This is a genomic window from Streptomyces sp. NPDC059696, assembly GCF_042733745.1.
GTDB lineage: Bacteria > Actinomycetota > Actinomycetes > Streptomycetales > Streptomycetaceae > Streptomyces.
Window position 1 is genome coordinate 169,890 of the sequence record NZ_JBHWFG010000007.1, and the last position, 26,408, is coordinate 196,297.

Annotated in this window: 22 protein-coding genes; 8 read left to right on the plus strand and 14 right to left on the minus strand. The window is 73.0% G+C overall.

Annotated features, from left to right (window positions below; translation table 11 throughout):
* Positions 1 to 175: 175 nt before the first annotated feature.
* Together ACFV20_RS10190 and ACFV20_RS10195 are read right to left on the minus strand one after the other, a co-directional pair.
* Positions 176 to 2,602: an ABC transporter permease gene (locus tag ACFV20_RS10190; RefSeq protein ID WP_385654678.1), complete on the minus strand. Its 2,427-nt coding sequence runs from the start codon at positions 2,600 to 2,602 to the stop codon at positions 176 to 178.
* The gene (locus ACFV20_RS10195; protein WP_385654681.1) at positions 2,599 to 3,291 is read right to left on the minus strand and encodes an ABC transporter ATP-binding protein; all 693 of its coding nucleotides are present in this window, start codon (positions 3,289 to 3,291) and stop codon (positions 2,599 to 2,601) included. The genes ACFV20_RS10190 and ACFV20_RS10195 overlap by 4 nt, the downstream gene beginning before the upstream one ends.
* 232 nt (positions 3,292 to 3,523) lie before the next feature.
* Here ACFV20_RS10195 and ACFV20_RS10200 point away from each other — a divergent pair, with 232 nt between their 5' ends.
* The 4 genes from ACFV20_RS10200 to ACFV20_RS10215 all read left to right on the plus strand — a co-directional run bounded on the left by ACFV20_RS10200 (position 3,524) and on the right by ACFV20_RS10215 (position 7,249).
* Positions 3,524 to 4,819: a sensor histidine kinase gene (locus ACFV20_RS10200; RefSeq protein WP_385654682.1), complete on the plus strand. Its 1,296-nt coding sequence runs from the start codon at positions 3,524 to 3,526 to the stop codon at positions 4,817 to 4,819.
* A complete protein-coding gene (locus ACFV20_RS10205) occupies positions 4,816 to 5,532 on the plus strand; it encodes a response regulator (protein WP_385654684.1) in 717 nt (238 codons plus the stop codon). Before ACFV20_RS10200 ends, ACFV20_RS10205 begins: the two co-directional genes overlap by 4 nt.
* Positions 5,533 to 5,588: 56 nt before the next feature.
* Positions 5,589 to 6,017, plus strand: coding sequence for a peptidoglycan-binding protein (locus ACFV20_RS10210; RefSeq protein WP_385654686.1), 429 nt, complete (start codon positions 5,589 to 5,591; stop codon positions 6,015 to 6,017).
* A gap of 314 nt (positions 6,018 to 6,331) precedes the next feature.
* On the plus strand, positions 6,332 to 7,249 hold the full coding sequence (locus ACFV20_RS10215) for a hypothetical protein (protein ID WP_385654689.1): 918 nt from the start codon (positions 6,332 to 6,334) through the stop codon (positions 7,247 to 7,249).
* Here the strand turns inward: ACFV20_RS10215 and ACFV20_RS10220 are convergent.
* Positions 7,228 to 8,511, minus strand: a complete 1,284-nt coding sequence (locus ACFV20_RS10220; RefSeq protein WP_385654690.1) for an MFS transporter — start codon at positions 8,509 to 8,511, stop codon at positions 7,228 to 7,230. The two genes, ACFV20_RS10215 and ACFV20_RS10220, sit on opposite strands and share 22 nt — an antisense overlap.
* A gap of 169 nt (positions 8,512 to 8,680) precedes the next feature.
* Between ACFV20_RS10220 and ACFV20_RS10225 the strand changes: the two genes are divergently transcribed.
* Positions 8,681 to 10,732 carry a phosphocholine-specific phospholipase C gene (locus ACFV20_RS10225; protein ID WP_385654691.1) on the plus strand — a complete coding sequence of 684 codons (2,052 nt, stop codon included), beginning with the start codon at positions 8,681 to 8,683 and terminating at the stop codon, positions 10,730 to 10,732.
* Here ACFV20_RS10225 and ACFV20_RS10230 read toward each other — a convergent pair.
* Both ACFV20_RS10230 and ACFV20_RS10235 read right to left on the minus strand, forming a co-directional pair.
* A complete protein-coding gene (locus tag ACFV20_RS10230) occupies positions 10,722 to 11,804 on the minus strand; it encodes a hypothetical protein (protein WP_385654693.1) in 1,083 nt (360 codons plus the stop codon). The genes ACFV20_RS10225 and ACFV20_RS10230 overlap by 11 nt on opposite strands.
* Complete coding sequence (locus ACFV20_RS10235; RefSeq protein ID WP_385654694.1) at positions 11,801 to 12,604, minus strand: phosphatase PAP2 family protein; 804 nt, start codon at positions 12,602 to 12,604, stop codon at positions 11,801 to 11,803. The genes ACFV20_RS10230 and ACFV20_RS10235 overlap by 4 nt, the downstream gene beginning before the upstream one ends.
* A gap of 164 nt (positions 12,605 to 12,768) precedes the next feature.
* Here ACFV20_RS10235 and ACFV20_RS10240 point away from each other — a divergent pair, with 164 nt between their 5' ends.
* A complete protein-coding gene (locus ACFV20_RS10240; RefSeq protein ID WP_385654697.1) occupies positions 12,769 to 13,377 on the plus strand; it encodes a TetR/AcrR family transcriptional regulator in 609 nt (202 codons plus the stop codon).
* Positions 13,378 to 13,532: 155 nt separating this feature from the next.
* Here ACFV20_RS10240 and ACFV20_RS10245 read toward each other — a convergent pair whose 3' ends face one another.
* A complete protein-coding gene (locus ACFV20_RS10245) occupies positions 13,533 to 14,963 on the minus strand; it encodes a DUF2510 domain-containing protein (RefSeq protein WP_385654700.1) in 1,431 nt (476 codons plus the stop codon).
* A gap of 468 nt (positions 14,964 to 15,431) precedes the next feature.
* On the opposite strand from ACFV20_RS10245, the gene ACFV20_RS10250 reads away from it, so the two are divergent.
* The gene (locus ACFV20_RS10250; RefSeq protein ID WP_385654703.1) at positions 15,432 to 18,116 is read left to right on the plus strand and encodes an ATP-binding protein; all 2,685 of its coding nucleotides are present in this window, start codon (positions 15,432 to 15,434) and stop codon (positions 18,114 to 18,116) included.
* Positions 18,117 to 18,171: 55 nt separating this feature from the next.
* Here ACFV20_RS10250 and pcaD read toward each other — a convergent pair whose 3' ends face one another.
* The 7 genes from pcaD to ACFV20_RS10285 form a co-directional block, all read right to left on the minus strand.
* Positions 18,172 to 19,290, minus strand: a complete 1,119-nt coding sequence (pcaD, locus tag ACFV20_RS10255) for a 3-oxoadipate enol-lactonase (protein WP_385654704.1) — start codon at positions 19,288 to 19,290, stop codon at positions 18,172 to 18,174.
* Positions 19,287 to 20,582 (minus strand): 3-carboxy-cis,cis-muconate cycloisomerase, encoded by a 1,296-nt coding sequence (gene pcaB, locus ACFV20_RS10260; RefSeq protein ID WP_385654706.1) that lies wholly within the window; start codon positions 20,580 to 20,582, stop codon positions 19,287 to 19,289. The genes pcaD and pcaB overlap by 4 nt, the downstream gene beginning before the upstream one ends.
* Positions 20,579 to 21,184 (minus strand): protocatechuate 3,4-dioxygenase subunit alpha, encoded by a 606-nt coding sequence (gene pcaG, locus ACFV20_RS10265; RefSeq protein ID WP_385654709.1) that lies wholly within the window; start codon positions 21,182 to 21,184, stop codon positions 20,579 to 20,581. The genes pcaB and pcaG overlap by 4 nt, the downstream gene beginning before the upstream one ends.
* A 6-nt stretch (positions 21,185 to 21,190) precedes the next feature.
* The gene (pcaH, locus tag ACFV20_RS10270) at positions 21,191 to 21,964 is read right to left on the minus strand and encodes a protocatechuate 3,4-dioxygenase subunit beta (protein ID WP_385654712.1); all 774 of its coding nucleotides are present in this window, start codon (positions 21,962 to 21,964) and stop codon (positions 21,191 to 21,193) included.
* 107 nt (positions 21,965 to 22,071) lie between these two features.
* Positions 22,072 to 23,274, minus strand: a complete 1,203-nt coding sequence (locus ACFV20_RS10275) for a thiolase family protein (protein ID WP_385654714.1) — start codon at positions 23,272 to 23,274, stop codon at positions 22,072 to 22,074.
* Positions 23,271 to 23,915, minus strand: coding sequence for a CoA transferase subunit B (locus ACFV20_RS10280; RefSeq protein ID WP_385654717.1), 645 nt, complete (start codon positions 23,913 to 23,915; stop codon positions 23,271 to 23,273). The genes ACFV20_RS10275 and ACFV20_RS10280 overlap by 4 nt, the downstream gene beginning before the upstream one ends.
* On the minus strand, positions 23,915 to 24,670 hold the full coding sequence (locus ACFV20_RS10285) for a CoA transferase subunit A (protein WP_385654719.1): 756 nt from the start codon (positions 24,668 to 24,670) through the stop codon (positions 23,915 to 23,917). Before ACFV20_RS10285 ends, ACFV20_RS10280 begins: the two co-directional genes overlap by 1 nt.
* A gap of 205 nt (positions 24,671 to 24,875) precedes the next feature.
* Here ACFV20_RS10285 and ACFV20_RS10290 point away from each other — a divergent pair, with 205 nt between their 5' ends.
* On the plus strand, positions 24,876 to 25,340 hold the full coding sequence (locus ACFV20_RS10290) for a MarR family winged helix-turn-helix transcriptional regulator (RefSeq protein WP_385654722.1): 465 nt from the start codon (positions 24,876 to 24,878) through the stop codon (positions 25,338 to 25,340).
* Between the two features lie 42 nt (positions 25,341 to 25,382).
* Here the strand turns inward: ACFV20_RS10290 and ACFV20_RS10295 are convergent, their stop codons facing one another.
* Positions 25,383 to 26,363 carry a DUF3048 domain-containing protein gene (locus ACFV20_RS10295; RefSeq protein WP_385654901.1) on the minus strand — a complete coding sequence of 327 codons (981 nt, stop codon included), beginning with the start codon at positions 26,361 to 26,363 and terminating at the stop codon, positions 25,383 to 25,385.
* Positions 26,364 to 26,408 lie beyond the last annotated feature (45 nt).

Sequence of the window (26,408 nt, forward strand, 5' to 3'; positions counted from 1 at the left end):
CATCGTCGGGAAGGGCTTCACCGGGGCGCAACACCACTTCCGCCCGGTGGAAGGACCAGTGCGAAACGCCTGTTCAGCGCCGGTCGTCACCCCCCGGGTCCTGACCCCCGGCGGCTGGGGCCCACCGCCTCGGTCGCCCCGGCCCCGGTGCGGCCACGGCAGCAGGCCCGGTGCGTCACTCGGTCCGCAGGGCGGTGGCCGTACGGGCCCGGGCCGCCCACCCGGCCGGGATCACGGCGCCCAGCATCGCCAGTACGACGCCGCCCAGTCCCAGCAGGAGCAGCTCGACCGGCCCGTACACATCGAGGACCCGCGACGGCATACCGGTGCCCACGGCCCGCCCCATCACCGGCATGACCACGCCGTGCAGCAGGTACCCCGCCGGCACGCCCAGCAGCCCGCCGGCCACGCCGATCAAGGACACCGAGGCGAGCACGAGGCCCACCGTCTGCTGCGGCGACATGCCGATCGCCTTGCACACGCCCAGGTCGTGGACGCGTTCGCGGGTGTCCAGGAGGACGGAGTTGAGCACGCCGAGACCGGCCACGGCGATCAGCATGAGGGTCAGCAGTACCGCCATCGCGTCCATGACGAGGATGACGCCGCTCCGCTCGGACGCCACGACGGTCGTGGCGTCACCGCCCATCGGCTGCACCACCGCAGCGAGCCTCCGGGCGAACTCTTCCGCCGAGACGCCGGACTTCACGTCGACGAGGAACGTCTCGGGCTGCGCCGACGGGAAGTCGGCCATGTCCGCGTGGACCTCCAGCCCATGGCCGGAGGTGTCGAAGGACTCACCCACGATCCGCAGATCGGCACTCTCCTTCCCGAGCGTCATCCGCACCGTGTCGCCGACCTTGGTGCTGGTCCGCTCCAGGAAGCGCGTGGGGACGACCACCTGGCCCTTCCCGGTGATCCAGTGCCCCGAGAGCATCGCGTGGCTGCCGGAGCGCGAGTCGCCCTCGTAGAGGCCGGCCTCCACCGCGCCGGAGACCCCGGCCACGGCGACCTCCGTCCGGAGCTTGCCGTAGTACGACTCCAGCCCCGCCTCGGCCGTGACGGCGGCCCGTACCTTCTCCGGGTCGGCCACCTTGGGCCCTGGCGAGCCGTCCGCCGGGCTCGGGGCCGCAGGGGACGGGCCCGCCGCGGCGCCGCCTCCTCCGGGAGGTGGGGGCGGCGGCGGAGCGACGTTGTTCATCCTGACCGTCGTGACCGAGACCGCGGCACGGCTCTCGGGGTCCTGGGACGCGCCGACCTCATTCAGGGACGAGGTCAGTCCCACCGCGAACGTCGCCGCGACCGTGCCGAACGCCACCGCCAGCAGCATCGCGAGGGCACGCACCGGGTGCGTGAAGGCAGTGGCGAGGCCGTACGTCACCGGCCGGGGCAGCGGCAGCCGTCCCAGGGCCCGGTGTGCCCACTGCCCGCGGCCCGGGCGCGGCGCCCGGCCGACCGCGATGGCCTCGACGGTGTTCAGCCGTCCGGCGCGCCGCGCGGGGATCAGCGCCGCGAGCCCGACCACGAGCAGCGCGGCGGCCGGTACGGCGACGTCCACCCACCAGGCCACCGACAGCGGGACGTTGCCGTACACCGACTCCGTGTCCGCCAGCAGCGGCACCGCCGACAGGTTGCCCACCACGACACCCAGGGCGATGCCGACCGTGGCCGGGATCAGCGCCTGCGCCACATACGCGCGGACGACCTCGCGCGGCGTGAAACCGATGGCCTTGAGGATGCCGATCCTGCGCAGACTCGTGCCGACCGCACCGCTGATCACACTGCTGACGATGATCACCGACATGACGATGCCGAGCACGCCGAACGCCATGACGAACGGGACGGTCGCCGCCGCGCCTTGGTCCGCGGCGCGCTTGGTGTCCAGCCAGGACTGCGTGCCCAGCAGGGCCCCGGAGTCCACGGCGGAGGCGAGCTTCGCCCGCGCGGCGAGGATCTGCCGCTTCGTGCTCGCGGAGTCGAAGCGGTAGAGCATCTGGGTCGTGAGGGGGCTGCCCGGCGCCGCCAGCGCTTCGACCTGCTCCGGTGTCGCCCACGCGTCGGCGGACTTGCCGACCGACACGGCGAACCCCACGACCGACAGCGTCGGGGCGTTCGGGCTGTCCGACGTCTTGAGGGCGGAGCCGATGCCGACGGAGGGGCCCCGGAAGGAGGCGTCGACCACGATCTCGCCGGGCTTCTGCGCCCACCGGCCGGACTTCAGTTCCACGCGGTCGACGTCGGCGTCCGCGCCGGACCGTCCGACCACCGTCAGCGTCGGCATCCGCAAGCCCGTCCGGTCCACGGGGCGCAACGCCGTGGACGGGTACGGCCCCGCGCTCGCCGTGACGCCGGCCAGCTCCTCGGTGCGCTCCAGCTGCGCCGCACGCGCCCTGGCCGGGTCGAACTGCGCCGTGATGTGCGCGCCCCGCTGCTTCCTGAACGCGTCGTCGAAGGGAGCGGCCGCGGCGACCATCAGGGCCCCGGCCACCACGGCGGAGGCCACCGCCATCATCGTGGCCACGGCGATCACCAGGGTCTGCACCCGCCTCCGGCCGACCCCGGAGCGTACGACCCGGCCCAGCGCGCCGTTACCGCAGAGACTCATCGGACGGCCTGCGTACGGGTGTCGAGGGCGAGGTGACCGTCCACCAGGTGGATCGTGCGGCCGGCGCACGCCTTGGCCAGGGCCAGGTCGTGCGTCACGAGCACGATGGTCTGTCCACCGCGGTGCAGATCGATCAGCAGCTTGCGCACCTCGGCGCCCGAAGCGGAATCCAGCGCACCCGTGGGCTCGTCGGCCAGCAGCAGCTCGGGACGGTTGACCAACGCCCGGGCGAGACCGACGCGTTGGCGCTCACCTCCGGACAGCCGGCCCGGGTAGGCGCGTGCGTGCTGCTGGATGCCCAGCATCTCCATCAGCTCACCCGCGCGGGCCGCGGCCGCACGCCGGCTTGTCCCGGTCAGCTGGGCCGGGAGCTGGATGTTGTCGGTGACGGTGAGGTCGTCGAGGAGGTTGAAGAACTGGAAGGCGATGCCGACGTGCTCGCGACGGAACCTGGCGAGGGCGTGCTCGCTCAGCTGGTCGATCCGCCGCCCCGCGACGAGCACGGAACCCTCGGTCGGCTTGTCCAGGCCGGCGATGAGGTTCAGCAGCGTGGACTTGCCGCTGCCGGAAGGACCCGTCACCGCGACGGCCTCACCCCTGGCGACGCTGAGCGTGAGCGGTCCGAGCGCCGGCGCACCGGCGGCGTCGTAGCGCTTCGCCGCGCCTTCCAGCTCGATCACGTGATGCATGCGGTCGTCCGTCCTCACTGGCACGAGAGGCATGTGCCGTTGCCGGTTCCGTTGCCGGTTCCGTGACGGTAGGGCCCGCGGTACGCCGGGCGCGTCGGCCGCGCAACCGACATCGCACCCTCCTCGCGTACGAGCCGGCCGGGGAGTCCTACCTGAGGAGTAGGCCTCGCAGACCATGTCCTGGTCGGACAGGCGGACGCGGACCGAGCGCGGAGCGCATCACAATGGGCGGATGGAGACCGAAGACCGGACCGGCCGGCTTCACCAGCTCATCGACGCGCTGCGCCCCGAAGCCAAGTCCGCCCCGCACTCGGAGCGGGCGGTGCGCGTGGACGTGGTGCTGGCGGTGGTACTGACCGCCGTCGCTCTGTTCGTGGCGGTGCGGTACCCCGGCAACGGGCCGGTGGATGCGAACCCTCCCAAGATCGATGCGGGCACGGGCGTGCCCGCGCCGCCTTTGCCCGGCCCCGACCGGGCGCCCGCGGAGGAAGACGCTCCGCCCGTCCCCTGGGCCATGATCATCCTGTCGGCACTGCCGCTCGGTCTGAGGCGCCTGTACCCGCTGGCCACGTTCGTGACGGTGCTGGCCGCGGCGCTGGCCATCGGCGGCTCCGCCTCCTGGATCACCGTCCTGGCCTGTGTCGTCGGCGCCTACAGCGCGATCGTGTACAGCCGTTACCGGATACTGGCGATCGCCGTCCTGGTGACGGCCGCCGCGCTGTCCGGTTACGCGTTCCGCGACGCCGACCCCCTGCTCCCGGGCTGGTCCAGCCCGGGCTTCGTGCTGCTGGTGGCCGGGATGCTCGCCAGCCTCGTACGGTTCTTGCACCTGCGACTTGCGAGCAGCCGGGACCGGGTCGCCGAACTGCAGCAGGCCCAGGAGGAGGCCATGCGCCGGGCCGTCGCGGAGGAGCGTGCGCGGATCGCCGCCGAACTGCACGACGTCGTGACCCACAATGTCAGCGTGATGGTCATCCAGGCGGGCGCGGCCCGCACCGTGATGGACGTGGCCCCCGGGCAGTCCAAGGAGGCGTTGCTCGCCGTCGAGGCGGGCGGCAGGGCCGCCATGGCCGAACTACGGCATGTGATGGGCCTGTTGGCGGCCCCGGATAACGAGAGCTCCGACGGCCTGGAACCGCAGCCTGGGCTGGCTCGGCTCGACGCGCTGGTCGCCCGGGTACGGGCCGCCGGGACGCCCGTGCGCGTCGGCGTGTCGCTGCCGCCGCAACCGCTGCCGCCCGGGGTGGACCTCGCGGCGTACCGGGTCGTGCAGGAGGCACTGACCAACACGCTCAAGCACGCACGCGACGCGGAGGTGTCCGTCACCATCGGACACACCGACGACTGCCTGGAGATCGAGGTCACGGACACCGGGGGCGTGAAGGACGCCCCGCCGGTGGAGAGCAACGGCCGCGGCCACATGGGTCTGCGCGAGCGACTGGCCGTGTACGACGGCGAACTGACGGCCGGTCCGACGCCGGACGGCGGCTACCGGGTCGCCGCCCGCATCCCGCGGAGCGCGGCTTGAACGGGCAGCGGCCGCCGCTGCGCGCCGTCATCGCCGACGACCAGGCCCTGGTGCGCACCGGTTTCAGGATGATCCTCGCCGCGGACGGCATCGAGGTGGCGGCCGAGGCCGCCGACGGGGCCGAAGCCGTCGCAGCGGTGCGGCGCACGCGGCCCGACGTCGTCCTCATGGACATCCGGATGCCGGAGATGGACGGCATCGAGGCAACCCGGCGCATCCTCGGCGGTGACGGTCCCCAGGAGGCCCGGGTCGTCATCCTCACCACGTACGACCTCGACCAGTACGTCTACGCCGCGCTCACGGCCGGTGCGAGCGGCTTCCTGCTCAAGGACGTCACCCCGGAACACCTGGTGTCCGCCCTGCGCATGGTGCAGTCCGGCGACGCCCTCCTCGCGCCCACGATCACCCGTCGGCTGATCGAACGCTTCGCCGTGCCCGACGAACCCCGGACCGTCGCACCGCACCGCGACGTGTCCGGTCTGACCCCGCGAGAGCTGGAGGTGCTCCGCCTGCTGGCCACGGGCCTCAGCAACGCCGAGTTGGCCGACCGGCTCTTCCTGAGCCCCACCACCGTCAAGAGCCACGTCGGCCGCATCCTGTCGAAGCTGGACCTGCGCGATCGCGTCCAGGCCGTCGTCTTCGCCTACGAGACGGGTCTGATCGCCCCGCGCGGTGGCCATGAGCACCCTTCTGGTTTCCGCATCAAAAAGTGAAAGCGAAACAGAATTCCCGACTACGCCGTGATGGCCGATGGATTTATCGTGGACGTATGGAGACAACAACCGAGTTCTATACCGTCAAGAGGGGTGACACCCTCAACAAGATCGCGTCCATGTTCCATGTGACGCTGGGCCAAATTCTCGAATGGAATCCACAGATCGAGAATCCGGACATCATTTTCCCGGGTCAGAGGATTCGCGTCTCGGCGCCGGAGACGCAGGGGGCGTACGAACCCTTCCCGGGTGCCGACTTCTTCCAGTCCTCCGTGACCAGTCCCGTCATCGAGGCCATGGGTTACCGCCTCATCGAGGAGGGCTGCTCGGCGTACGCCGGCGGACCCGACTCGCAGTGGAGCGAGGCGGACCGGAAGTCGTACGCGAAGTGGCAGCACAAGCTCGGCTTCTCGGGCCCGGACGCCGACGGCACACCGGGCCGCCGGTCCTGGGACAGACTGCACGTACCCGCCGTGTACGAGTGATCGGAACCGGGAGCGGGACCGCCCGTCCGCGCCGGCGGTTCACGAGGGGGTCGCGCGCCGGCCCGCCCCGGACCGCTTGGCGCGCACGGGCCAGAGCGCGTATCGCCTATCTCGAGGCGGAACTGGAGCGCGAGAGCACGCGACGGGTCCGCGGCGACCGGACAGCGCTCATCAACGGAATGCGGGGGCATCTCGACAGAGCCCGCGCAGCCGCGGACGAGGATTTCGGCTGGCGAAAGCCGTGGTCCGGATCGGCGGCCCGGGAGGGGGTGTGCTCGAATATCCGCAACGCCGAGGTGTTGCTTATTCAACTGGTGTCCGACGAAGAAGCCGCGGGCCGCGCCGGCGAGGTCATGGCACTGGTCAAGGATCACCTGGCCGCGGACGACCCCCGCCGGGTGCGGCTCGCCCAGAGACTGCGGTCCATCATCTCCGGCGACCTGGCCCCGAGCGACCGGGACCTCATGGGCCGGGCGCTCGACGCCGCGTACAGCAGCCTGGACGACGAACTGGCCCGGGTGCGCAGCCTGCGCAACATCCTCTGGGCCGCGACGGTCCTCGTGATGATCGGCGTGGTGAACCTGGCCCTCTACGGGTGGTTCTCACCCAGCTCGCTGAGCCTGTGCTTCTCGCCCTCGGGCGGCTCCGGAGGCGCGGTCACCGTCGTGTGCCCGACCGCCGAGTACCACAACGAACCGGCCGACACCGACCCCAGCGGACGGGCCGGCCCCACGGACATCCTCACCGTCGAGATCGCCGGACTCGCCGGTGCCGCCCTCACCGTCATCGCCTCGCTGCGGCGCATCCGGGGCACCGACTCGCCGTACATGCTGCCCCTGGCGTCGGCGGTGCTGAAGCTGCCCACCGGAGCCCTGTCGGCCTTCCTCGGGCTGTTGCTGATCCGCGGCGCCTTCGTCCCCGGACTCAGCGACCTCGACAGCAGGGCGCAGGTCCTCGCCTGGGCCGCGGCCTTCGGCGCCGCGCAGCACCTGGTGACCCGGCTCGTCGACGACCGCGCCCAGATGACGCTGTCGGAGGTGGGCAGGACCACCGACGCCGTGGTCGACCCCGAACGGGTCGCCGTGAAGGAGGGCCTGCCGGCGTCCGGCCCCGGGTCACCCAACGGTGCGGGACCGCACGACGAACCGCACGACGAGCCGCACGCGGCCGACGGCAAGGACGGTGAGCCGGTCCCCGACGGCGTACCGCCTCACCGCCGCAGCGGTGCGTGAGCCGTCTCCGGCAGCCGCAGGTACACCACCGACGACACCAGACAGATCACCGCGACGTACCACGGGAACAGCCCCGCGTGCCCCTGCTCCTTGAAGAGCGTGCCCATGTACGGTGCCGTGCCGCCGAACAGGGCCACCGTCAGGGAGTACGGGAAGCCGATGCCCGCCGCCCGGACCCGGGGCGGGAAGATCTCCGCGTTCACCGCCGCGCTGATCGAGGTGAAGCCGGTCAGCAGCACCATGCCGGCGCACTGCACGAGCAGCAGCACGGCGAACGAGTCGCGCAGGGCGTGCAGCAGCGGCACGGCGAGCAGAGCGAAGCCCAGGCCGAAGAAGAGCAGGAGGGGGCGGCGGCCCCAGCGGTCCGAGAGCAGGCCGCCGAGCGGTTGCAGCAGCGCGAAGAGGGCCAGTGAGATCGTGCCCGCGAGCAGCGCGTCCGACTTCTCGATGCCCGCGTTGAGTTCGGCGTACGTCGGCAGGTACGACGTCCACGTGTAGTACGCGATGGTGCCGCCCGCCGTGATGCCGCCGATGAGGAGCGACTCGCGCGGGTGCCGGCGCAGCGCCTCGAACAGGCCCGGCCGAGGGGCCTGCTGCTGCTCGGCGCTGCGGGTCTCCTGCGCGCCCTGCCGGATCCAGAAGCCGAAAAGGCTCAGCACGGCCCCGAGCAGGAACGGCACCCGCCAGCCCCAGCCGTTCATCTGTCCGTCGTCCACCGTGTCCACCAGCAGTGTCGCGATACCGGAGGCGACCAGCTGGCCCACGGTCGTCGACACGTACTGGACGCTGGAGAACAGCCCGCGCCGGCCGGGACCCGCCGACTCCACCAGGAAGGTCGTCGAGGCGGCGAACTCGCCGCCCACGGACAGGCCCTGGAGCAGCCGGGCGAGGACGAGGATCACCGGCGCGAGCACGCCGACCGCGGCGTACGTCGGGGTCAGTCCCACCAGCAGGCTGCTGCCGCCCATGAGCAGGATCGTGACCGTGAGGGCGGCCCGCCGCCCGTGCCGGTCCGCGACCGCGCCCATCAGCAAGCCGCCCACCGGCCGCATGAAGAAGCCGACCGCGAACACCGCGAACGTGGACAGCAGCGGCACCAGCGAGTTGTCCGCGCTCTTCGGGAACACCTGGGCGGCTATGTAGGTGGCCAGAAACGTGTAGGCGTACCAGTCGTACCACTCCACCGCGTTGCCCACGGAGGCGGCGAGGAGCTGGCGAACGGGCCGTTCGGTCGGCGGGGAAACCGTCTGCGTCTCTGTCACGCCCCTCACCCTCCCCTGCCGACGCCCCGGCACACCGTCCGTACCGGCGACTTTCACACGAGTGTCACGCGCCCCTTCCTTGACGTTTGGTGTCCCTGAAACACTCCTTCCGCGCAGATTCCGTCACGTTCCGGCCATCCCGCACCTCAGGATGAGAGGTCTGTCCTTCATGTCCGAAGTCAACCGGCGCCGCTTTCTCCAACTCGCGGGTGCCACCACGGCCTTCAGCGCCCTGTCCGCCAGCATCCAGCGCGCCGCCGCCCTGCCGGCGAACCACCGCACCGGGTCGATCGAGGACGTCGAGCACATCGTCGTCCTGATGCAGGAGAACCGTTCCTTCGACCACTACTTCGGCACCCTCGGAGGCGTCCGCGGCTTCGGCGACCCCCGCCCGGTCACCCTCGACAACGGCAAACCGGTCTGGCACCAGGAGAAGGACGGCAAGGAGATCCTGCCGTTCCACCCGGACGCCGACGACCTCGGCATGCAGTTCCTGGAAGGCCTGCCGCACTCCTGGCCCGACGGCCACCAGGCCTACGACGGCGGCAAGTACGACCGCTGGGTGCCCGCCAAGGGCACCACCACCATGGCGTACCTGACCCGCGAGGACATCCCCTTCCACTACGCCCTCGCCGACTCCTTCACCGTCTGCGACGCCTACCACTGCTCGTTCATCGGCTCCACCGACCCCAACCGCTACTACATGTGGTCCGGCTACACCGGCAACGACGGCACCGGCGGCGGCCCGGTCCTCGGCAACGACGAACTCGGCTACGGCTGGACGACCTACCCCGAGCGCCTGGAGCAGGCCGGCATCTCCTGGAAGATCTACCAGGACATCGGCGACGGTCTCGACGCCCAGGGCTCCTGGGGCTGGATCCAGGACGCCTACCGCGGCAACTACGGCGACAACTCGCTGCTGTACTTCAACAAGTACCGCGACGCCAAGCCCGGCGACCCCTGGTACGACAAGGCCCGCACCGGCACGAACGCCAAGGCCGGCGACGGCTACTTCGACGCGCTCAAGGCGGATGTGAAGGCCGGCAAGCTGCCGCAGATCTCCTGGATCGCCGCCCCCGAGGCCTTCTCCGAGCACTCCAACTGGCCGTCGAACTACGGCGCCTGGTACATCGCCCAGGTCCTGGATGCCCTCACCTCCAACCCGGAGGTCTGGTCCAAGACGGCCCTGTTCATCACCTACGACGAGAACGACGGCTTCTTCGACCACGTCGTGCCGCCGCTGCCCCCGAAGGACGCCTCCCGCGGCCTGTCGACCGTCGACGTCTCCCTCGACCTCTTCCCGGGGAACGCCAAGAACACCGCCGGTCCCTACGGCCTCGGCCCCCGGGTGCCGATGCTGGTCGTCTCGCCGTGGAGCAAGGGCGGTTACGTCTGCTCCGAGACGCTCGACCACACCTCGATCCTGCGGTTCATGGAGCGCCGCTTCGGCGTGCGCGAGACCAACATCTCGCCGTGGCGCCGGGCGATCTGCGGTGACCTGACGTCCGCGTTCGACTTCTCCCGCAAGGACGCGCGCCCGGCCCCGCTGCCCGGCACGGACGCGTACGAGCCGCAGGACCGCGAGCGCCACCCCGACTACAAGCCCGTCCCGCCGGCCGACCCGCGCATGCCCCGGCAGGAACGCGGTGCGCGCCGCACCCGGCCGCTGAAGTACGCCCCGCACGTGGACGCCTCGGTCGACGCGGCGGCCGGGAAGCTCACCCTCGCCTTCGCCTCCGGAGCGAAGGCCGGCGGCGCCTTCCACGTCACGTCCGGCAACCGCACCGACGGCCCCTGGACGTACACCACCCAGGCCGGCAAGACGCTCTCCGACACCTGGAACTCGGCGTACTCCGGTGGCTCCTACGATCTGACCGTGCACGGCCCGAACGGCTTCGTGCGCGTCTTCAAGGGCTCGAACAGGGCGGCCGGCTGCGAGGTCACGGCCCGCCACACCGGCGACGACATCGAGCTGACCTTCACCAACAAGGGCTCCGGCACGGCCCGCCTGAAGCTCGTGAGCGGGTACGGCGGCCGTCCCTCGACCCTCACCGTCCGCCCCGGCGCCAGGCTGCACCGGACCGTGGACCTTGCCGCCACCCGCCGTTGGTACGACCTGACCGTCACCGCCGAGGGCGACAAGGCGTTCCTGCGGCGGTTCGCGGGACACGTCGAGAACGGGCAGCCGGGCGTGAGCGACCCGGCGATCATCACCGCGTAGCGGGAGTGAGGTGCCCCGGATCGTGCGGCCGGGGCACCAGCACCGGTTCGGCGGTGGCCGAGCCGGGCTCCAGCGCCAGGACGGCGGCCACCGGATGGTCCTCGTGCACGGGACGGTCCTCGTGCACGGGACGGTCCTCGTGCACGGGAGGGCTCTCGCTCACCGGACGGCCCTCACCCACCGGACGGCTCTCGCTCACCGGACCGTCCTCGTTCAGCACCCGGTCGTGGTCCGCCGGGGAGGCAGTGGGGGCCGTGGGGGCCGCCCTGGTGAGCAGCACCACGCCCCGGGACGCCAGGCCTGCCCCGGCGACCGCGAGCAGCAGGCCCGCCGGACCGCCCTGGAGGCGTTCACCCAGCAGCGCCAGGCCGATCACCGCGGCGGCCATCGGGTTCGACAGGGTCACCATGGCGAGGGGGCCGCCCAGCCCGCCCCGGTACGCGGTCTGCGACAGCAGCAGCCCGCCGGCCGCGAACGCCGCCACGAGCAGGGCCACACCGAGCACCTGGACGCTCAGCACCGGCCCGGACCGGTCCGTCGCGGCCACCGTCACCGTCTGCGTGAGGGCCGAGGCGACCCCGGAGGCGAGACCGGACGCCGACGCGTGCCGCAGCCCGGGACGGGCCCCCGGCCGGGACAGCATCCCGATGAGCGCCGCCGTGGCACCCGCCACCGCCAGCGCCTCGGGAACGCTCAGCACGTCGTCCGGCACCGGACCGGACGCCGTCACCAGGATCGCGCCCAGGCCCAGCAGCGTCAGAGCGGTGCCCCGCCACTCGACCGCGCTGACCCGCCGGCCCGCCAGCCGCGCCCCCATCGGCACCGCCGCGACCAGGGTGAGCGCGCCGAGCGGCTGGACCACGGTCAACGGGCCGTACCGGAGGGCGACGACGTGCAGGAGGGCGGCCGCCGCGTTCAGTCCGACCGACCACCACCAGGCGCCGGCCGCGAGCATCCGCAGCGTGCCCGCGCCCCGGGAACGGGACGCCAGCCGCTCCTGGGCGACCGCGGCGGCGGCGTAGGCGACGGCGGAGACCAGGGACAGGGCGACGGCGGTCACGAGGGCGCTCATCGGCCGGCCCCCGCGAGTGCCTGCTCGTCCCGCTGCGCCGGTACGAGGCCGCCCTGCGCACGCCCGGCCGTGCTCGCCGTGCGGTGCGGCAGGTGAATGAAGGCGAGCGCGAGAGCGAGCAGGGCCGCCGCCACGAGCGCGTCGAGCCAGTAGTGGTTGGCGGTGCCGACGATCACCAGCAGGGTCAGCAGGGGGTGCGCGAGCCAGAGCCACCGCCACCGCGAGCGGGTCGCGACGATCAGGCCGACCGCGACCATCAGGGCCCATCCGAAGTGCAGCGACGGCATCGCCGCGAACTGGTTGGACAGCGAGTCCGTCGCGGGGTCGCCGTACACCGACGGCCCGTACACCCGCGCCGTGTCGATCAGGCCGGCCGCGGCGAGCATGCGCGGCGGGGCGAGCGGGAACAGCAGGTGCAGCACCAGCGCGGCGGCCGTGACGGCGGCCAGCACGCGGCGCGCCCAGACGTAGTGGACCGGCCGCCGCAGATAGAGCCAGACCAGGAAGGCGACGGTGGCGGGGAAGTGGACGGCCGCGTAGTAGGTGTTCGCGACGTGCACCAGGCCGTCGCCGTGCAGGAGCAGGGACTGCACCGCCCCCTCGCCGGGCAGTCGGACCGTCCGTTCGAAGTCCCACACACGGTGTGCGTTGCGCAGGGCCTCACCGGTGTGGCCCGTGGCCAGTTGCCGGCCGAACTTGTAGACGAGGAAGAGCCCTGCGACGAGCAGGAGCTCCCGGACGAGCGGCGGTCGCGCTAGCGCGTCGGACCCCGCCGGCGCAGGCTCGGTGCGGGCATTCATCCCCCGGCCCCTTCGGTGACGGTGGTGCTCTTATCGGTACGAGAGCGTACCGATACGCCAGTGTACCGATACGGCTGCGTACCGGTACACTGGTGTATCGATAGACGTACGACACACCTCCGGCCGGGAATTTCCGGCCGCCGACCCAAGCCAGGAGCACCGCCATGACGTCGCAGGCTGCGGACCGGCCCGAGCCGGTCGGTGCCACGCGCCGCTCCAAGATCACGCCGGAGCGTGAGCAGGAGTTCTACGACGCCGTGCTGGAACAACTGGGGGAGTGCGGCTACGACTCCGTCACCATGGAAGGCGTCGCCGCGAGCACCCGGTGCAGCAAGTCCACGCTCTACCGCCAGTGGAAGACCAAGCCCCAGCTGGTGGCGGCGGCGCTGCGCTCCCACCGGCGGACGCGCTGCATCGACACCGGCTCGCTCGCCGACGACCTGCGCGAGGCGGCCCGGGCGGCCGGCGAGCTGTCCGGCCGGGACACCAAGCTGCTCCAGGCGCTGGCCCATGCCGCGGGCCAGGACCCGGAGTTGCAGCGTGCGCTGCGCGAGACGCTGATCGAGCCGGAGATCGCCGCGCTGAGGGAGATCATCCGGCGCGGGGTCGAACGCGGAGAGGTGCCCGCCGACCATCCGGCACTGGAGTACATCCCGGCCCAGCTGCTCGGGGTCCTGCGGGTGCGGCCCGTCCTGGAGGGCGAGTGGGCCGACCCCGACTACCTGGTCCGCTTCGTGGAGGCCGCCGTCTTGCCGGCCCTGGGCCTGACCTGAGACCCGGGCCGCCGTCCGTGGGATGACCGGACGGTGACCCGACCGCGCCGACCCGTGGGGACGGGGGCGGCGCGCACCCCCGGCCGGGTGGGGTGCCCCTGTGAGCGGCGGGGGTGCCCCACCCGGCCGGCCGGCGTCCGGGGGGGGCAGAGGCGTCAGACGTCCTGGCCGTTGCCGCTGCCCGTGGACACCTTGATGCCCTTGGTGATCTCGTCGAGCACGGTCTCCTTCTGGTCCGCGTCGACACCGAACCGTACGACCACCATCTGCTTGGTGTTCGCGGGGGAGGGGAACGCGAGCGACTCCACGATGCCGTCGGCGCCCTTGCTCGTGACGGCCTTCCAGCGGACCAGGTAGCCCCGCTGCCCGGCCACGGTCACGGCCTTGGAGCCGAGGACGTCGTGGGAGGTGATGCCGCCGTAGGACTTGCCGCCGTAGGACTCCTCGGCGTTCTTCGCGATGTCCGCCTTCGCGATCTCCTCGGCGGTGGTGCCCTTGGCGCCGAGGAGGAGGGCCGGGGCCGAGTAGGCGCCGCCCTTCGTGCACGTCGAGGAGGTGTCGCCGGGGCACTTGTAGGAGTCGTCGGACGTCACCTGCGCACCGGCGTTGGCCTGCTGGCCGTACCAGCCCTTCGGTATCGGCAGACTGATGCCGCTGACCGTGTCGGTCACCGACCCGCTCCTGATCTTCGGCGGCTGCGACTGCTCGGGCCGCGGACTCTGCCCGCCGGACCCGCCGTCCCCGCCGGACCCGCCGTCGCCACCGGACCCGCCGGAGCCCCCCGGCCCGCCCGGACCCCCGGGCGCACCGGGCCCGCCGGGCGCCTGCGAAGTGGGCGAATCGCCCTTGCCGCCGTCGTCCGCCAGCGCGTACACGCCCACACCGATGCAGGTGAGGACGACGACCGCCGCGGCGACGGCGGCCCCTATGCGCAACCGCCGCCCCTGCCCGCCCGGAGGGGCGGCGGGATAGGCGGGGTAGACGGGATGGGCGGCGGGATGTCCGCCGGCTGCCGGATGGGCGCCGCCGGGGTGCCCACCGATTCCCGGCTGCGGAACGGACCCCGGGTACCCGCTGCTCCCCGGCCCCCAGCCGCCGCCCGGGTACCCGCCACCACCGGGCTGCTGCGCACCCGCCGGCAGTCCGGTGCTGCCCGGCTGCCCGGCGTTGCCCGGCAGTCCGGTGCTGCCCGGCAGTCCAGCGTTGCCCGGCTGCCCGGCGGCCCGGTGCTCCGCCGGGGGCTCGGCGCCGGTCGGTTTCCCCGCCTCCGGCGATCCTGCGCCGGCCGGCTCTCCGGCCCCCTGCTCCCCGGCCCCCGGCGCCCCGGCCCCCGGCTCCTCGGGTACGGCCTTGGCGGGCGACGTGCCGCCGGGGGGCTGGTCGGTGGAGGGCCGGCCGGTGGGTGCGAGGCCCGTGGGTGCGGTGCCCGTGGACGCCGGGCCTGTCGGGGGACCCCAGGTCGCGGGCGGCTGTGCCGGGCGGATGCGGTCCGTCCAGGCCTTGCCGTCCCACCAGCGCTCGGTGGCGGGCCCGTCACTTGTCTGTCCGGGATCGGCGTACCACCCGGGAGGAGTCTCCTGCGTCATGCCCCCACCGTATGAGGCGTCGGTGAAAGAGGCATGAGAGGAGTCGGAACCGGCTGTTCCACCACCGGTCGCGTCGGGCCCCGCCCGCCCCCTTCCTCCTCCTGGCGGCCGAAATGTGCCGCTCCGGCGAGGCGGAGGAAGGCGGGAGCGCGAAGCGGACACGGCGTCTTCGCCGGAGCCTCGTCCCCTGCCCGCACGCCCTCGGCGTGACGGACCGCGCCTCGGCGATCGCCAGAGGGCGGCCGTGGACGCCGGACCCGTACGCCCGCACCGCTGAGGGAACGTCACCTCCCCTGACTTTGCCCGCCGTTGACCTCAAGACGGCTGGTGACGGGACAAGTGCGTCGCCGGGCCGTACCCGATGTCACCCGTCACGGCAAGAGGTGCCCCGACCACCCTCCACTCGGGCAATCGGACGGCTACGCTCGACATCTGTACGTCGTTCGGGCGACTTGGGGAGGTAGCGGGATGACGGAGGTACGGCCCACGGCCGCCGCCTCGGCTTCCCTGTGGGAGCGCGACGAGGAGGTCGCCGCCGTCGAGCGGGCGGTCGACCGCCTGTGCACGGACCGTTCCTCGCCCGGCGCACTGCTGCTCTTCCGCGGCGAGGCCGGACTCGGCAAGACCGCGCTGCTGGCCGAAACCCGCCGCATCGCCGAGGCACGCGGCTGCACGGTCTGGTCGGCGCGCGGCGGCGAGACCCTCAGGTCGGTCCCCTTCAACGTGGTACGGCAGTTGCTGCAGCCGGCCCTGGTGTCGATGCTGCCCGAGGAGGCCCGCGAGTACCTCGGCGACTGGTACGACATCGCCGGCCCCGCCCTCGGCATAGCGGACCCCGGCGACCGGCAGGCCGACCCGCAGGGCGTGTGCGACGGCCTGGTCGCGGCCGTGCGGCGGCTCTCCCGCCGGGACTGGCCGCTGGTGCTGCTGATCGACGACGCCCACTGGGCGGACCACGAGACCCTGCACTGGCTCGCCGGACTCGCCGAGCGCCTCGACGAGATGTCCGTCCTGGTCGTCGTCACCCGCCGCCCCGAGGAGGTCACCGGCGGGAGCGCCCGCCACCTCGACGCGGTCGCCGCCGCCGCGGACGGCCCCGCCACCACCCTGAGCGCCCTCACCCCGGACGCCACCGCCGGACTCACCCGCGCCACCCTGGGCGAACACGCCGACGCCGCCTTCTGCCGCGAGGTCTGGGCCGTCACCGCCGGCAACCCCTACGAGACCGTCGAACTCCTCGCCAAGGTGCAGGACAGCGAACTCGAACCGGTCGAGGCCCGGGCCGGCGAACTGCGCGACCTGAACCGCTCCGCGCGTGGCGGCGGCCTCGTCGCCCGCCTGGAGGAACTCGGCATCGACGCCACCCGGTTCGCCTGGGCCGCCGCCATCCTCGGCACCGGCATCTCCATCGACCTGGTCGCCAAACTCGCCACCCTGCGGCCCGACGACGCCCGCCGCTGCGCCGAACTGCTGCGCACCGCCCGCATCCTCACCGCGCCCGACCCGGCGACCGGCCGCAGCGCCGAGGGCGACCTGGAGTTCGTGCACCCGCTGATCGCGACCGCCGTCTACAACTCCATCCCCGACGCCCTGCGCACCGCCATGCACGGCATCGCCGCCCGGATCGTCGCCGACGAGGGGCACGGCGCCGCGGCCGCCGCCCGTCACCTCCTGGAGGTCCACCCGGACGACGACGAGGAACTCGTCGGGCAACTGCGCGAGGCAGCCCGCGAGCACCTCGCCGTCGGCGCCCCCGACGCGGCCCGCCGCTGCCTGGAACGCGCCCTGAAGGAGCCACCGCGGCCCGAGTCCCACCCGCACGTCCTCTACGAACTCGCCGAGGCCACCTTCCTCACCGCGCCCGCCCGCACCATCGGCCACCTGCGGACCGCGCTCGGCATGCGCGGCCTCGACGGCGACCAGCGGGTGGACGCCGTCTTCCGGCTCTCCCAGGCACTCCTGCACAACAACCAGTTGGAGGAGGCCGTCCGCACGGTCGAGGCGGAGGCGGCCCGGCTCCAGCCGGGACCCGCCCGGATGCGGCTGCAGGCCGTGCACTTCATGTGGGAGGGCATCCACGCGGGCGAGGCCACCTCACCCGGCCGCTCCCAGCGCCTCGCCGAACTCGCCGGCACCTGCACCGGCCGGGACAACTCCGAACGCGCCCTGCTCATCCTGCGCGGCTTCGACGCCCTGATGCACGGCGAGAACGCCGAGGAGATCGCCGAACTGTGCGACCGCGCCCTCGTCAACGGCCGGCTCGCCCCGGGGCTCGGCTGGACCGACACCGAGTGGGGCATCGAACTGCTGCTGATGCTGGCCAACGCGTACGGCTTCACCGACCGCCTCGACCGCGCCGAGGCCCTCTACAACGAAGCGCTGCGCGCCTACGAGACGGCCGGCTGGAGCGGCGGCCACCTCGCCCTCGCCCACGCCTACGTCGGGATCGGCCACCGCAGGCGGGGCCGGCTGAATGAGGCGGAGGCGTCCCTGCGTGAGGCGCTGCGCCTCGCCGAGCGTGTCGGCCGCGGTCTGCCCCTGTACTGGTCCGCCACCTGCAGCCTGGTCGACACCCTGCTCGCCCGCGGTCACGTCCAGCAGGCCTGGGAGGTCGCCGAGCGGTACGGCTTCGCACCGCCCTACCCGTCCACCATCGTGCTGCCCGACCCGCGCTCCGTGCGCGGCAGGCTGCTGCTGGCCGTCGGCCGCACCAAGGACGGCATCAACGAACTGGAGGCCGCCGAGAAGGCGGCGGCGGCCCGCGGCCACCACAACCCCGTGCTCGTCCCCTGGGCGGCCGACCTCGCCCGCGCCCTGCGCACCGAGGACCCGGCCCGGGCGGCCCGGCTCGCCGTCGACGTACGCCGCCAGGCCGAGCGCTTCGGCACCGACACCGCGATAGGAGAAGCCCTGCGCTGCGCCGCCGACCTGGAGACGGGGCAGCGGGCGGTCCGGCTCTACGGCCAGGCGGTCACCTATCTCGAGGCCTCGCCCTGCCAGTACGAACACGCCGCCGCCCGTATCGAGTTCGGCATCGCGGCCCGCTCGTCCGCCGACCTGCACCGCGGCATCGACCTGGCGGTCTCGTGCGGCGCCGACGGACTGGCGGAGCGGGCACGGGCCGCGCTCGGAACCGGTACGGGCCCGACCTGACGCCCACCCGGAGCAACCGGCCGGCGGGGGCACACGACCTGCCGCCCCGCGGCTCTCACGCGGTGCCGTCGTCCTCGGACAGCACCCGCTGGGCCGTCGCGAACGCCGAGTTCGCCGCCGGTACGCCGCAGTACACCGCCGTCTGCAGCAGCACCGCCCCGATCTCCTCCGGGGTGAGACCGTTGCGGCGGGCCGCGCGCACGTGCAGGGCCAGCTCGTCGTAGTGGCCGTGCGCGACCAGCGCGGTGAGGGTGATCATGCTGCGTTCGCGGCGCGACAGCGTCGGGTCGGTCCAGATCTCGCCCCACGCGTAGCGCGAGATGAAGTCCTGGAAGCGCGCCGTGAACGGCGTCTGCCGGGCCTGGGCCCGGTCGACGTGCGGGTCGCCCAGCACGGCGCGCCGTACGGCCATGCCCCGCCGCGCGCCCTGGCCGAAGTGGGCGCGCAGGGCGGTCAGCACCGCCTCCGGGCACTGCGCGGGCGCCAGATGGGAAGCGCCCGGCAGCTCCACCAGCGTCGCACCCGGCACGGCGTCGGCGATCTCCCGCAGGTGCGCGGGCGGAGTCGCGGGATCCTCCCGGCCGGCGACCAGCAGGGTCGGCACGGTGATCTCCGTGAGCCGCTCCCGCAGGTCGAACGCGGCCAGCGCGTCACAACAGGCGGCGTACGCCTCCGGATCGGCGTCCCGGTGGTCCTGGATCAGGCGGGGCACGGTGAAGTCGCCGGCGAACCAGCGCGCGCCGGCGCTCTCCGTCAGCCCGGCGAGTCCTTCGCGGCGGACCAGCGCGGCCCGCTCCTCCCAGGGCCCGGAACCGTTGAAGTGCGCCGACGAACAGATCACGGCGAGCGACGACAGCCGCCGCGGATGGTGCACCGCGAGATGCAGCCCCACGGCCCCGCCCAGCGACACGCCCGCGTAGGCGAACCGCTCGATGCCCAGCGAGTCGGCGAGCGTCAGCACCTGCCCGGCGAGGTCAGCGACCGTCGCGCCCGCCCGGACGAGACCGGCCGCCGAGCCACCGTGCCCGGGCAGGTCCCAGCGCACCACGCGATGGGTGAGGGACAGTTCGGGCGCCACACCGTCCCACAGGGCGTACGACGTGCCGAGCGAGGGGCCGAGCAGCAGCGGGGGCGCGGAGGCGGGCCCTTCGGCATGGTGGTTCAGGAGTGTCAACGTCGCTCCAGGGCGCGGTCGGTGAGGGCTCCGGCAGAGCCCGTGTAATGAGCCGGGTCGAGATCCACCCCGGCCGACTCGGGTGCCTCGGACAGCGGTTGCCCCGCGGAGGCCAGCCGCGTGAGGAGTTCCTTGGCGCGGGCACGGCCCAGGACCGGGGCGAGCTCGGCGGAGAGCCGCTCGGAGACGATCAACCCGTGGGTCAGGTCCAGGTGTTCCCGCATGACCTCCGGCCTGACCCGCAGCCCCCGCACCAGTTCGGCGGCGTCCCGGGCGGCCCCGCCGACCAGCCGCAGCAGATCCCGCAGCGGCTCCCACTCGGCGTGCCAGGCCCCGGCCGGGCGTTCGTCCTCCGCTGCCATCGCCCCGTACAGGGTCGCCGCGAGCTGCGGCGCCCGCCGCGCGGCGGAGGCGATCAGCGTGGACCGTACCGGGTTGGACTTGTGCGGCATGGCGGACGAACCCCCGCCGCTGCCCTCCGCGACTTCGGCGATCTCGGTACGCGACAGGGTGAGCACGTCCACGGCGAGCTTGCCGAGCGCGCCCGCCGTGCAGGCCAGACACCCGGCGAGGTCGGCGACCGGCGTCCGCAGGGTGTGCCAGGGCAGGTCGGGTGCCCGCAGGCCGAGTTCCCGGGCGTACACCTCCGGCAGTGCCGTCGGGTCGCTCGCGCCGTACGCCCCGAAGGCCGCCAGCGTCCCTGCCGCGCCCCCGAGTTGGGCCGGCAGCGACTCCCGGACGGCCCGCACCCGGTCCCGCGCGTCCAGCACCAGCGACCGCCACCCGGCCGCCTTCAGCCCGAACGTGGTCGGTACCGCGTGCTGGGTGAGGGTCCGCCCCGGCATCACGGTGTCGCGGTGCTCGGCGGCCAGCCGGGCCAGTGCCTGCTCGGTGCGGCCGAGGTCGGCGAGCACCACGTCCAGGGCGCGCGCGGCGACCAGCATCGTCGCCGTGTCCATGATGTCCTGGCTGGTCGCGCCGCGGTGGACGTAGGGACCGTATGTCTCGCCCACGGCCTCGGTCAGATCCGCGACCAGGGGGATGACGGGGTTGCCGCCCGCGCGGGCGCGCCCGGCGAGGGAGCGGAGGTCGAAGGCGGCGGCACCGGCGGCCTCGGTCACCACCGTCGCCGCCTCGACCGGGGCGAGCCCGGTCGCGGCCTGGGCGCGGGTCAGCGCGGCCTCCGCGTCGAGCAGGGCCCGCAGATACGCCTCGTCGCCGGTGGCCGAGGCGGCCGCCGAGTCGGCCCAGCCGGGGGCGAGCAGGCCGGTGTCGCCGGGGTGCGCCGTCACGTGAACTCCAGGAAGACCGTCTCGCCTTCGCCCTGAAGGCGGATGTCGAAACGGTACGTGCCGTTGCCCTCCTGCGTCGCGATCAGCGTGTCGCGGCGGGCGTCCTCCAGCGCCGACAGCAGCGGGTCGGCCGCGAGCACCTTCGCGTCGTCCGGCAGGTAGATCCGGGTGTACAGGTGCACGAGCAGCCCGCGCGCGAACACGCACACGCTCAGGTACGGGGCGTTGCGGCCCCGCGCACCGGGCCGCAGGGTGCGGGCGTACCAGTGGCCGTTCGCGTCGGTCTGGACGCGTCCCCAGCCGGTGAACTCCACGCCGTTGCGTCCGAGGAACCCCCCGGAGGCCGCGTCGCGCCGCATCGAGCCGTCGGCCGTGGGCAGGTTGCCGTCGGGGTCGGGCCCCCACAGCTCGATCAGGGCGTCCGGCAGCGGTTCGCCCGCGCCGTCGGTGACATGACCGTGCACGGTGACGGTGTCCGGGTGCCGGAGGGGTGCGATGTCCTCGCCGCCGCTGAACGGCAGGGCGTGGCCGTAGAACGGGCCGACGGTGTGCGACGGGGTGGGCAGCACGCCGTCGGGCCGGCTGGTGTCGATCCTCGTCATGGCAGGTCAGCGCCCCTCTTCGATCCAGGTGGCCCGCGGGCCGTCCAGCACGATGTCCCAGTGGTAGCCCAGGGAGAACTCCGGCACCGACAGGCTGTGGTCGTACGTCGCGACCAGCCGCTGCCGCGCCGCGTCGTCCGTCACGGACTGGATGATCGGGTCGTAGGGGAACAGCGGGTCGCCCGGGAAGTACATCTGGGTCACGAGCCGCTGGGTGAACGCCGTGCCGAACAGCGAGAAGTGGATGTGCGCCGGCCGCCAGGCGTTGACGTGCTGGCGCCAGGGGTAGGGGCCCGGCTGGACGGTGGTGAAGCGGTAGTGGCCGTCGTCGTCGGTGAGGGTGCGGCCCACGCCGGTGAAGTTGGGATCCAGCGGGGCGTCGTGCTGTTCGCGCCGGTGGGCGTAGCGGCCCGCCGAGTTGGCCTGCCAGATCTCCACGAGCTGGCCGCGCACAGGGCGGCCGTCGCGGTCCAGCAGCCGCCCCGAGACGGTGATGCGCTCGCCGATCGGTTCGCCGTCGTGCTGCCGGGTGAGGTCGTTGTCGATCTCGGTGACGTCCCGTTCCCCGAAGGCGGGGGAGGACAGCTCCACCAGCTCGGGGTCCTTGCTGACGTCGATGGTGACCGGCGGCTGCTTGGGGTGCCGCAGCACCGAGGACCGGTACGGCGCGTAGTCGCGGCGCGGCTGGTGCTCGACGGGTCCGCCGTCGGCGAGCCGCTTGTCGTACGCGGCCCGTGCGGCCGCGATCTCCTGATCGATGTCGTGCTGTGTGAGAGTCATGGGGGTCCCTGAAAGGTTCTTCCGGTTGTCGGACAGGGGGGCGTGCCCCGAAGGGGTGTGGGGAACCGCGCGACCGGCCAGGCACGGCCCGCAGCCGTGCGCATCGCTCAGCGTTCCAGGACCAGGGCGAGCCCTTGCCCCACCCCGATGCACAGCGTGGCCACCCCCACACCACCGCCGCGCCGGGCCAGTTGATGAGCGACCGTGCCGGCGAGCCGCGCCCCCGACGCGCCCAGCGGATGCCCCAGCGCGATCGCACCGCCCTGCGGATTGAGGATCGCGGGATCGAAGTCGGGCCATTCGGCGACGCACCCCAGCACCTGCGCGGCGAACGCCTCGTTCAGCTCCAGTACGGACAGGTCGCCGAACCCCCTGCCCGCTTTCGCCAGTGCACGGTTCACCGCCTCCACGGGCGCCAGCCCGAAGTACTGCGGGTCGGTCGCCGAGACACCCGTCGCGCCGACGCGGGCGAGCGGCTCGCGGCCCGTCGCCCTCAGCCCCACCTCGTCCACGAGCAGCAACGCGGCCGCACCGTCGTTGAGCGGGGAGGCGTTGCCCGCCGTCACCGTGCCGCCCTCCTTGCGGAAGGCCGGCTTCAGCTCGGCCATCGCCGCCAGGGAGGCATCCGGCCGGACGCACTCGTCGGCGGCGACGACCACCGGCTCGCCCTTGCGCTGCGGAATCGCCACGGACACCAGCTCACTGTCGAACAGCCCCTCGGACCGCGCCCGCGCCGCCTTCTCATGGCTGCCCAGCGCGAACTCGTCCTGCTGCTCGCGGCCGATCCCGTGCTGGTCGGCGATGAGTTCGGCCGACTCGCCCAGCGGGATCGTCCACTGCGGCTCCATGCGGGGGTTGACCATCCGCCAGCCGAGGGTGGTGGAGTACAGCTCGGTGTGCCCGGCCGGGAAGGGCTTGTCGGACTTCGGCAGCACATAGGGCGCCCGGGTCATCGACTCCACGCCACCGGCCACGGCGATCGAGGCGTCCCCGACCGCGATCGCGCGCGCTGCCTGGACGACCGCCTCCAGACCCGACGCGCACAGCCGGTTGACCGTCACGCCGGGAACGGACGTCGGAAGACCCGCCAGCAGCGCGGCCATCCGGCCCACGTTGCGGTTCTCCTCGCCGGCCCCGTTCGCGTTGCCGAAGTACACGTCCTCGATGCGGGCCGGTTCCAAGTCGGGGGTGCGGGCGAGCAGTTCGCGGATCGCGTGCGCGGCCAGATCGTCCGGGCGGACCGAGGCCAGTCCGCCGTTGTAGCGGCCGATCGGCGTGCGGACCGCGTCGACGATGTAGACGTCCCTCACTGCACACCCTCCGGCACGCTCAGTGCGGCGTCGGTCCGGGCGGCGATCTCCCCGGCTGTGACCCCCGGCGCGGTCTCCACCAGGACGAGCCCGCCGTCGGTGACGTCGAGGACGCCGAGGTCGGTGATGATCCGGTTGACGCACTCCTTGCCGGTCAGCGGCAGGGAGCAGTCGGTGAGGATCTTCGGCGCGCCGTCCTTGGCGGTGTGTGTCATGACGACGACGACCGTCCGGGCGCCGTGCACCAGGTCCATCGCCCCGCCGATGCCGGTGATCAGCTTGCCGGGCACGGCCCAGTTGGCCAGGTCGCCCCGCTCGGACACCTGCATGGCGCCGAGCACGGCCACGTCGATGTGGCCGCCACGGATCATGGAGAAGGACAGCGCCGAGTCGAAGAAGGACGCGCCGGGCAGGACCGTCACCGTCTCCTTCCCGGCGTTGATCAGGTCCGGGTCGACGGCGTCCTCGGTGGGGTAGGGGCCGGTGCCGAGGATGCCGTTCTCCGATTCGAGGACGACCTCGACACCGGGCGGAAGGTGGTTGGGGATGAGCGTGGGCAGGCCGATGCCGAGGTTGACGTACTGACCGTCGCGCAGCTCCCGCGCCGCCCGGGCGGCCATCTCCTCGCGTGTCCAGGCCATCAGGACCTCACCGTCCGCTGCTCGATCTTCTTGTCCGCCGCCTGCTGGGGGGTCAGGGCGAGTACCCGCTGCACGAAGATGCCGGGCAGGTGCACCGCGTCCGGGTCGATCCCGCCGGGCTCCACCAGCTCCTCCACCTCGGCGATGGTGACCTTCCCGGCCATCGCCGCGAGGGGGTTGAAGTTCCGGGCGGACTTGTTGAAGACGAGGTTGCCGTGCCGGTCGCCGCGCGCGGCCCTCACCAGGGCGAAGTCGGTGCGGATACCCCGCTCCAGCACGTACTCGGTGCCGTCGAACTCCCGGACCTCCTTCGGCGGTGAGGCGAGGGCGACCCCGCCCTGACCGTCGTAGCGCCAGGGCAGTCCGCCGTCGGCGACCTGGGTGCCGACACCGGCCGGGGTGTAGAAGGCGGGGATCCCGGCGCCACCGGCCCGCAGCCGCTCGGCCAGCGTGCCCTGCGGGATCAGCTCCACCTCCAGTTCCCCGGCCAGGTACTGCCGGGCGAACTCCTTGTTGGCGCCGATGTAGGAACCCGTGACCCGGGCGATCCGGCCGGCGGCCAGCAGCACCGCAAGGCCCGACTCCATCGCCCCGCAGTTGTTGGAGACCACCGACAGGCCGGTCACGCCACGCTCGTACAGCGCCTCGATCAGCACGTTCGGCACACCGCTGAGCCCGAAACCGCCCACCGCGAGCGACGCGCCGTCCGGCACGTCGGCCACCGCCTCCAGGGCCGTGGCGACCACCTTGTCCATCCGAGAAGCCCCATCTCTTCCGAGCGATCCGACCCGATTAATCAGGGCACTGAGTATTTTCGCGAGCTGCCCTCACGCTGCCACCGTGATGAAGGGGCCGTCAAGACCTCGTCCCATGCAGCGGTAAACCTCTGCGCACTCGGCAGACAGGGGGCGGGATGCTGAGTAGTGTTCAGTGCACCAACGAATCGAGCGAGGAGTGTCCATGGCGGCCGCGGACCTCACCACCCACCCCGGGCACCTGGCCCGGCGGCTCCAGCAGGCGCACTATCTGCTGTGGAACGCGATGGTCTCCGAGGAGATCACCTCGCCCCAGTACGCGGTCCTCAACACCCTCGTCGCCGAGCCCGGCCTGGACCAGCGCACGGTGGGGGAGCGGGTGGGGCTCGACCGGTCCACCGTCGCCGAGGTGATCAGCCGGCTGAGCCGGCGCGGGCTGCTCGACAAGGTGCGTGACCCGCAGGACGGCCGGCGCTCGCTGCTGCGCCTGACGGACGAAGGGGTGCGCACGCACCGCAGGCTGACCGTGCGCACCGCCCGCATGAACCAGGTGTTCCTCGCCCCGCTGACCGCCGACGAGCGGACGGTGTTCTTCGACCTCATCCGGCGCGTCGCGGACGCGGCCGAGGGACTGCGCCATCCCGGGGAGCCCGTGGCGGCGCCCCGCTGACTGGGGTCCGGGGCGGCGGGGCCGGTGAGGTTGCCGGGCCGGTCAGGGTGCCTCGGCGAACACCACCCACACCTGGCCCTCGGCGAAGTTCACCGGCGTGCCGTCGCCGGTCGTGAAGGAGGTGCCGTCCGTGGCCTTCTCCCGCTTCCAGTGCACGTCCCAGGCACGCCCGTCGCGCAGCACCTGAGCCTTCCCCGAGCCGACCGTCTCGGTGTAGGGCGTGTTGTTGCCGAGGAAATCCCGGAAGGACGACGCGCGCACCTTCACGTACTGCACGACGACCGTCGCGGCCGTCATCCGCTCGCCGTCGGCCGTCGTCGCGGGGGTGCCGTCCATGCCGATCAGCCAGCGCTCACGGGAGTCCGACCAGGTGAAGCCGAAGCGGGCCGCCGGGTAGCGCACCGTCCGGGAGGCCGTCGCCGTGCCGCCGGCGGGCGCCGTCCCGTAGCGGAAGCCGGTGGTCAGGGCCGCCTTGCCCGGGGTCTCGGGCACGATGCGCCGGGGGTTCAGGTAGAGGTTGTGCGGGGCGGGCTTGTCGCTGCCGCGGAAGTAGGCGTCCGCGGCGTTGCCCGGCGTCTCCGCCCGCAGCGGCGCCTTGTCGATCAGCGGGAGCAGCTTCTTCTGCGCCCCGGAGAACGCGAGCGTGGGCCGGTCGAACTGGCGCAGCAGCTCCAGGTCCGACTCGCGAGCGCTGCGCACCGGCCCGACCGTCTTCGGCAGCCGGGTCGCGTACACCGCGATCAGCCGGCTCAGCCCGCCCTCGACCTGCTCCGCGTAGACCACGTCCGCGGCGTCGACGCCCGTGTGCGGGCGGGCCGCGGCGGCGTTGTCGATCTTGACGACGAGCGCGGAGGGCCCGGTGGCGGACGGGGCCGTGCTGTGCTGCGCGTCCTTCGGTGCCCCGCGGCCGTCGTCGCCCGGTCCGCTGCCGGCGGTGCAGCCCGCCACCAGGGCGGTCGTCACCGCGGCGGCCAGCAGCGCCGCCGCCCTTGTGGCGCGCCGTGCGCGCGCCCCTCGTCTCATGCTCACCGTCGCCACCGCGCCCCATGTCCTCGATGTGTCTTGATT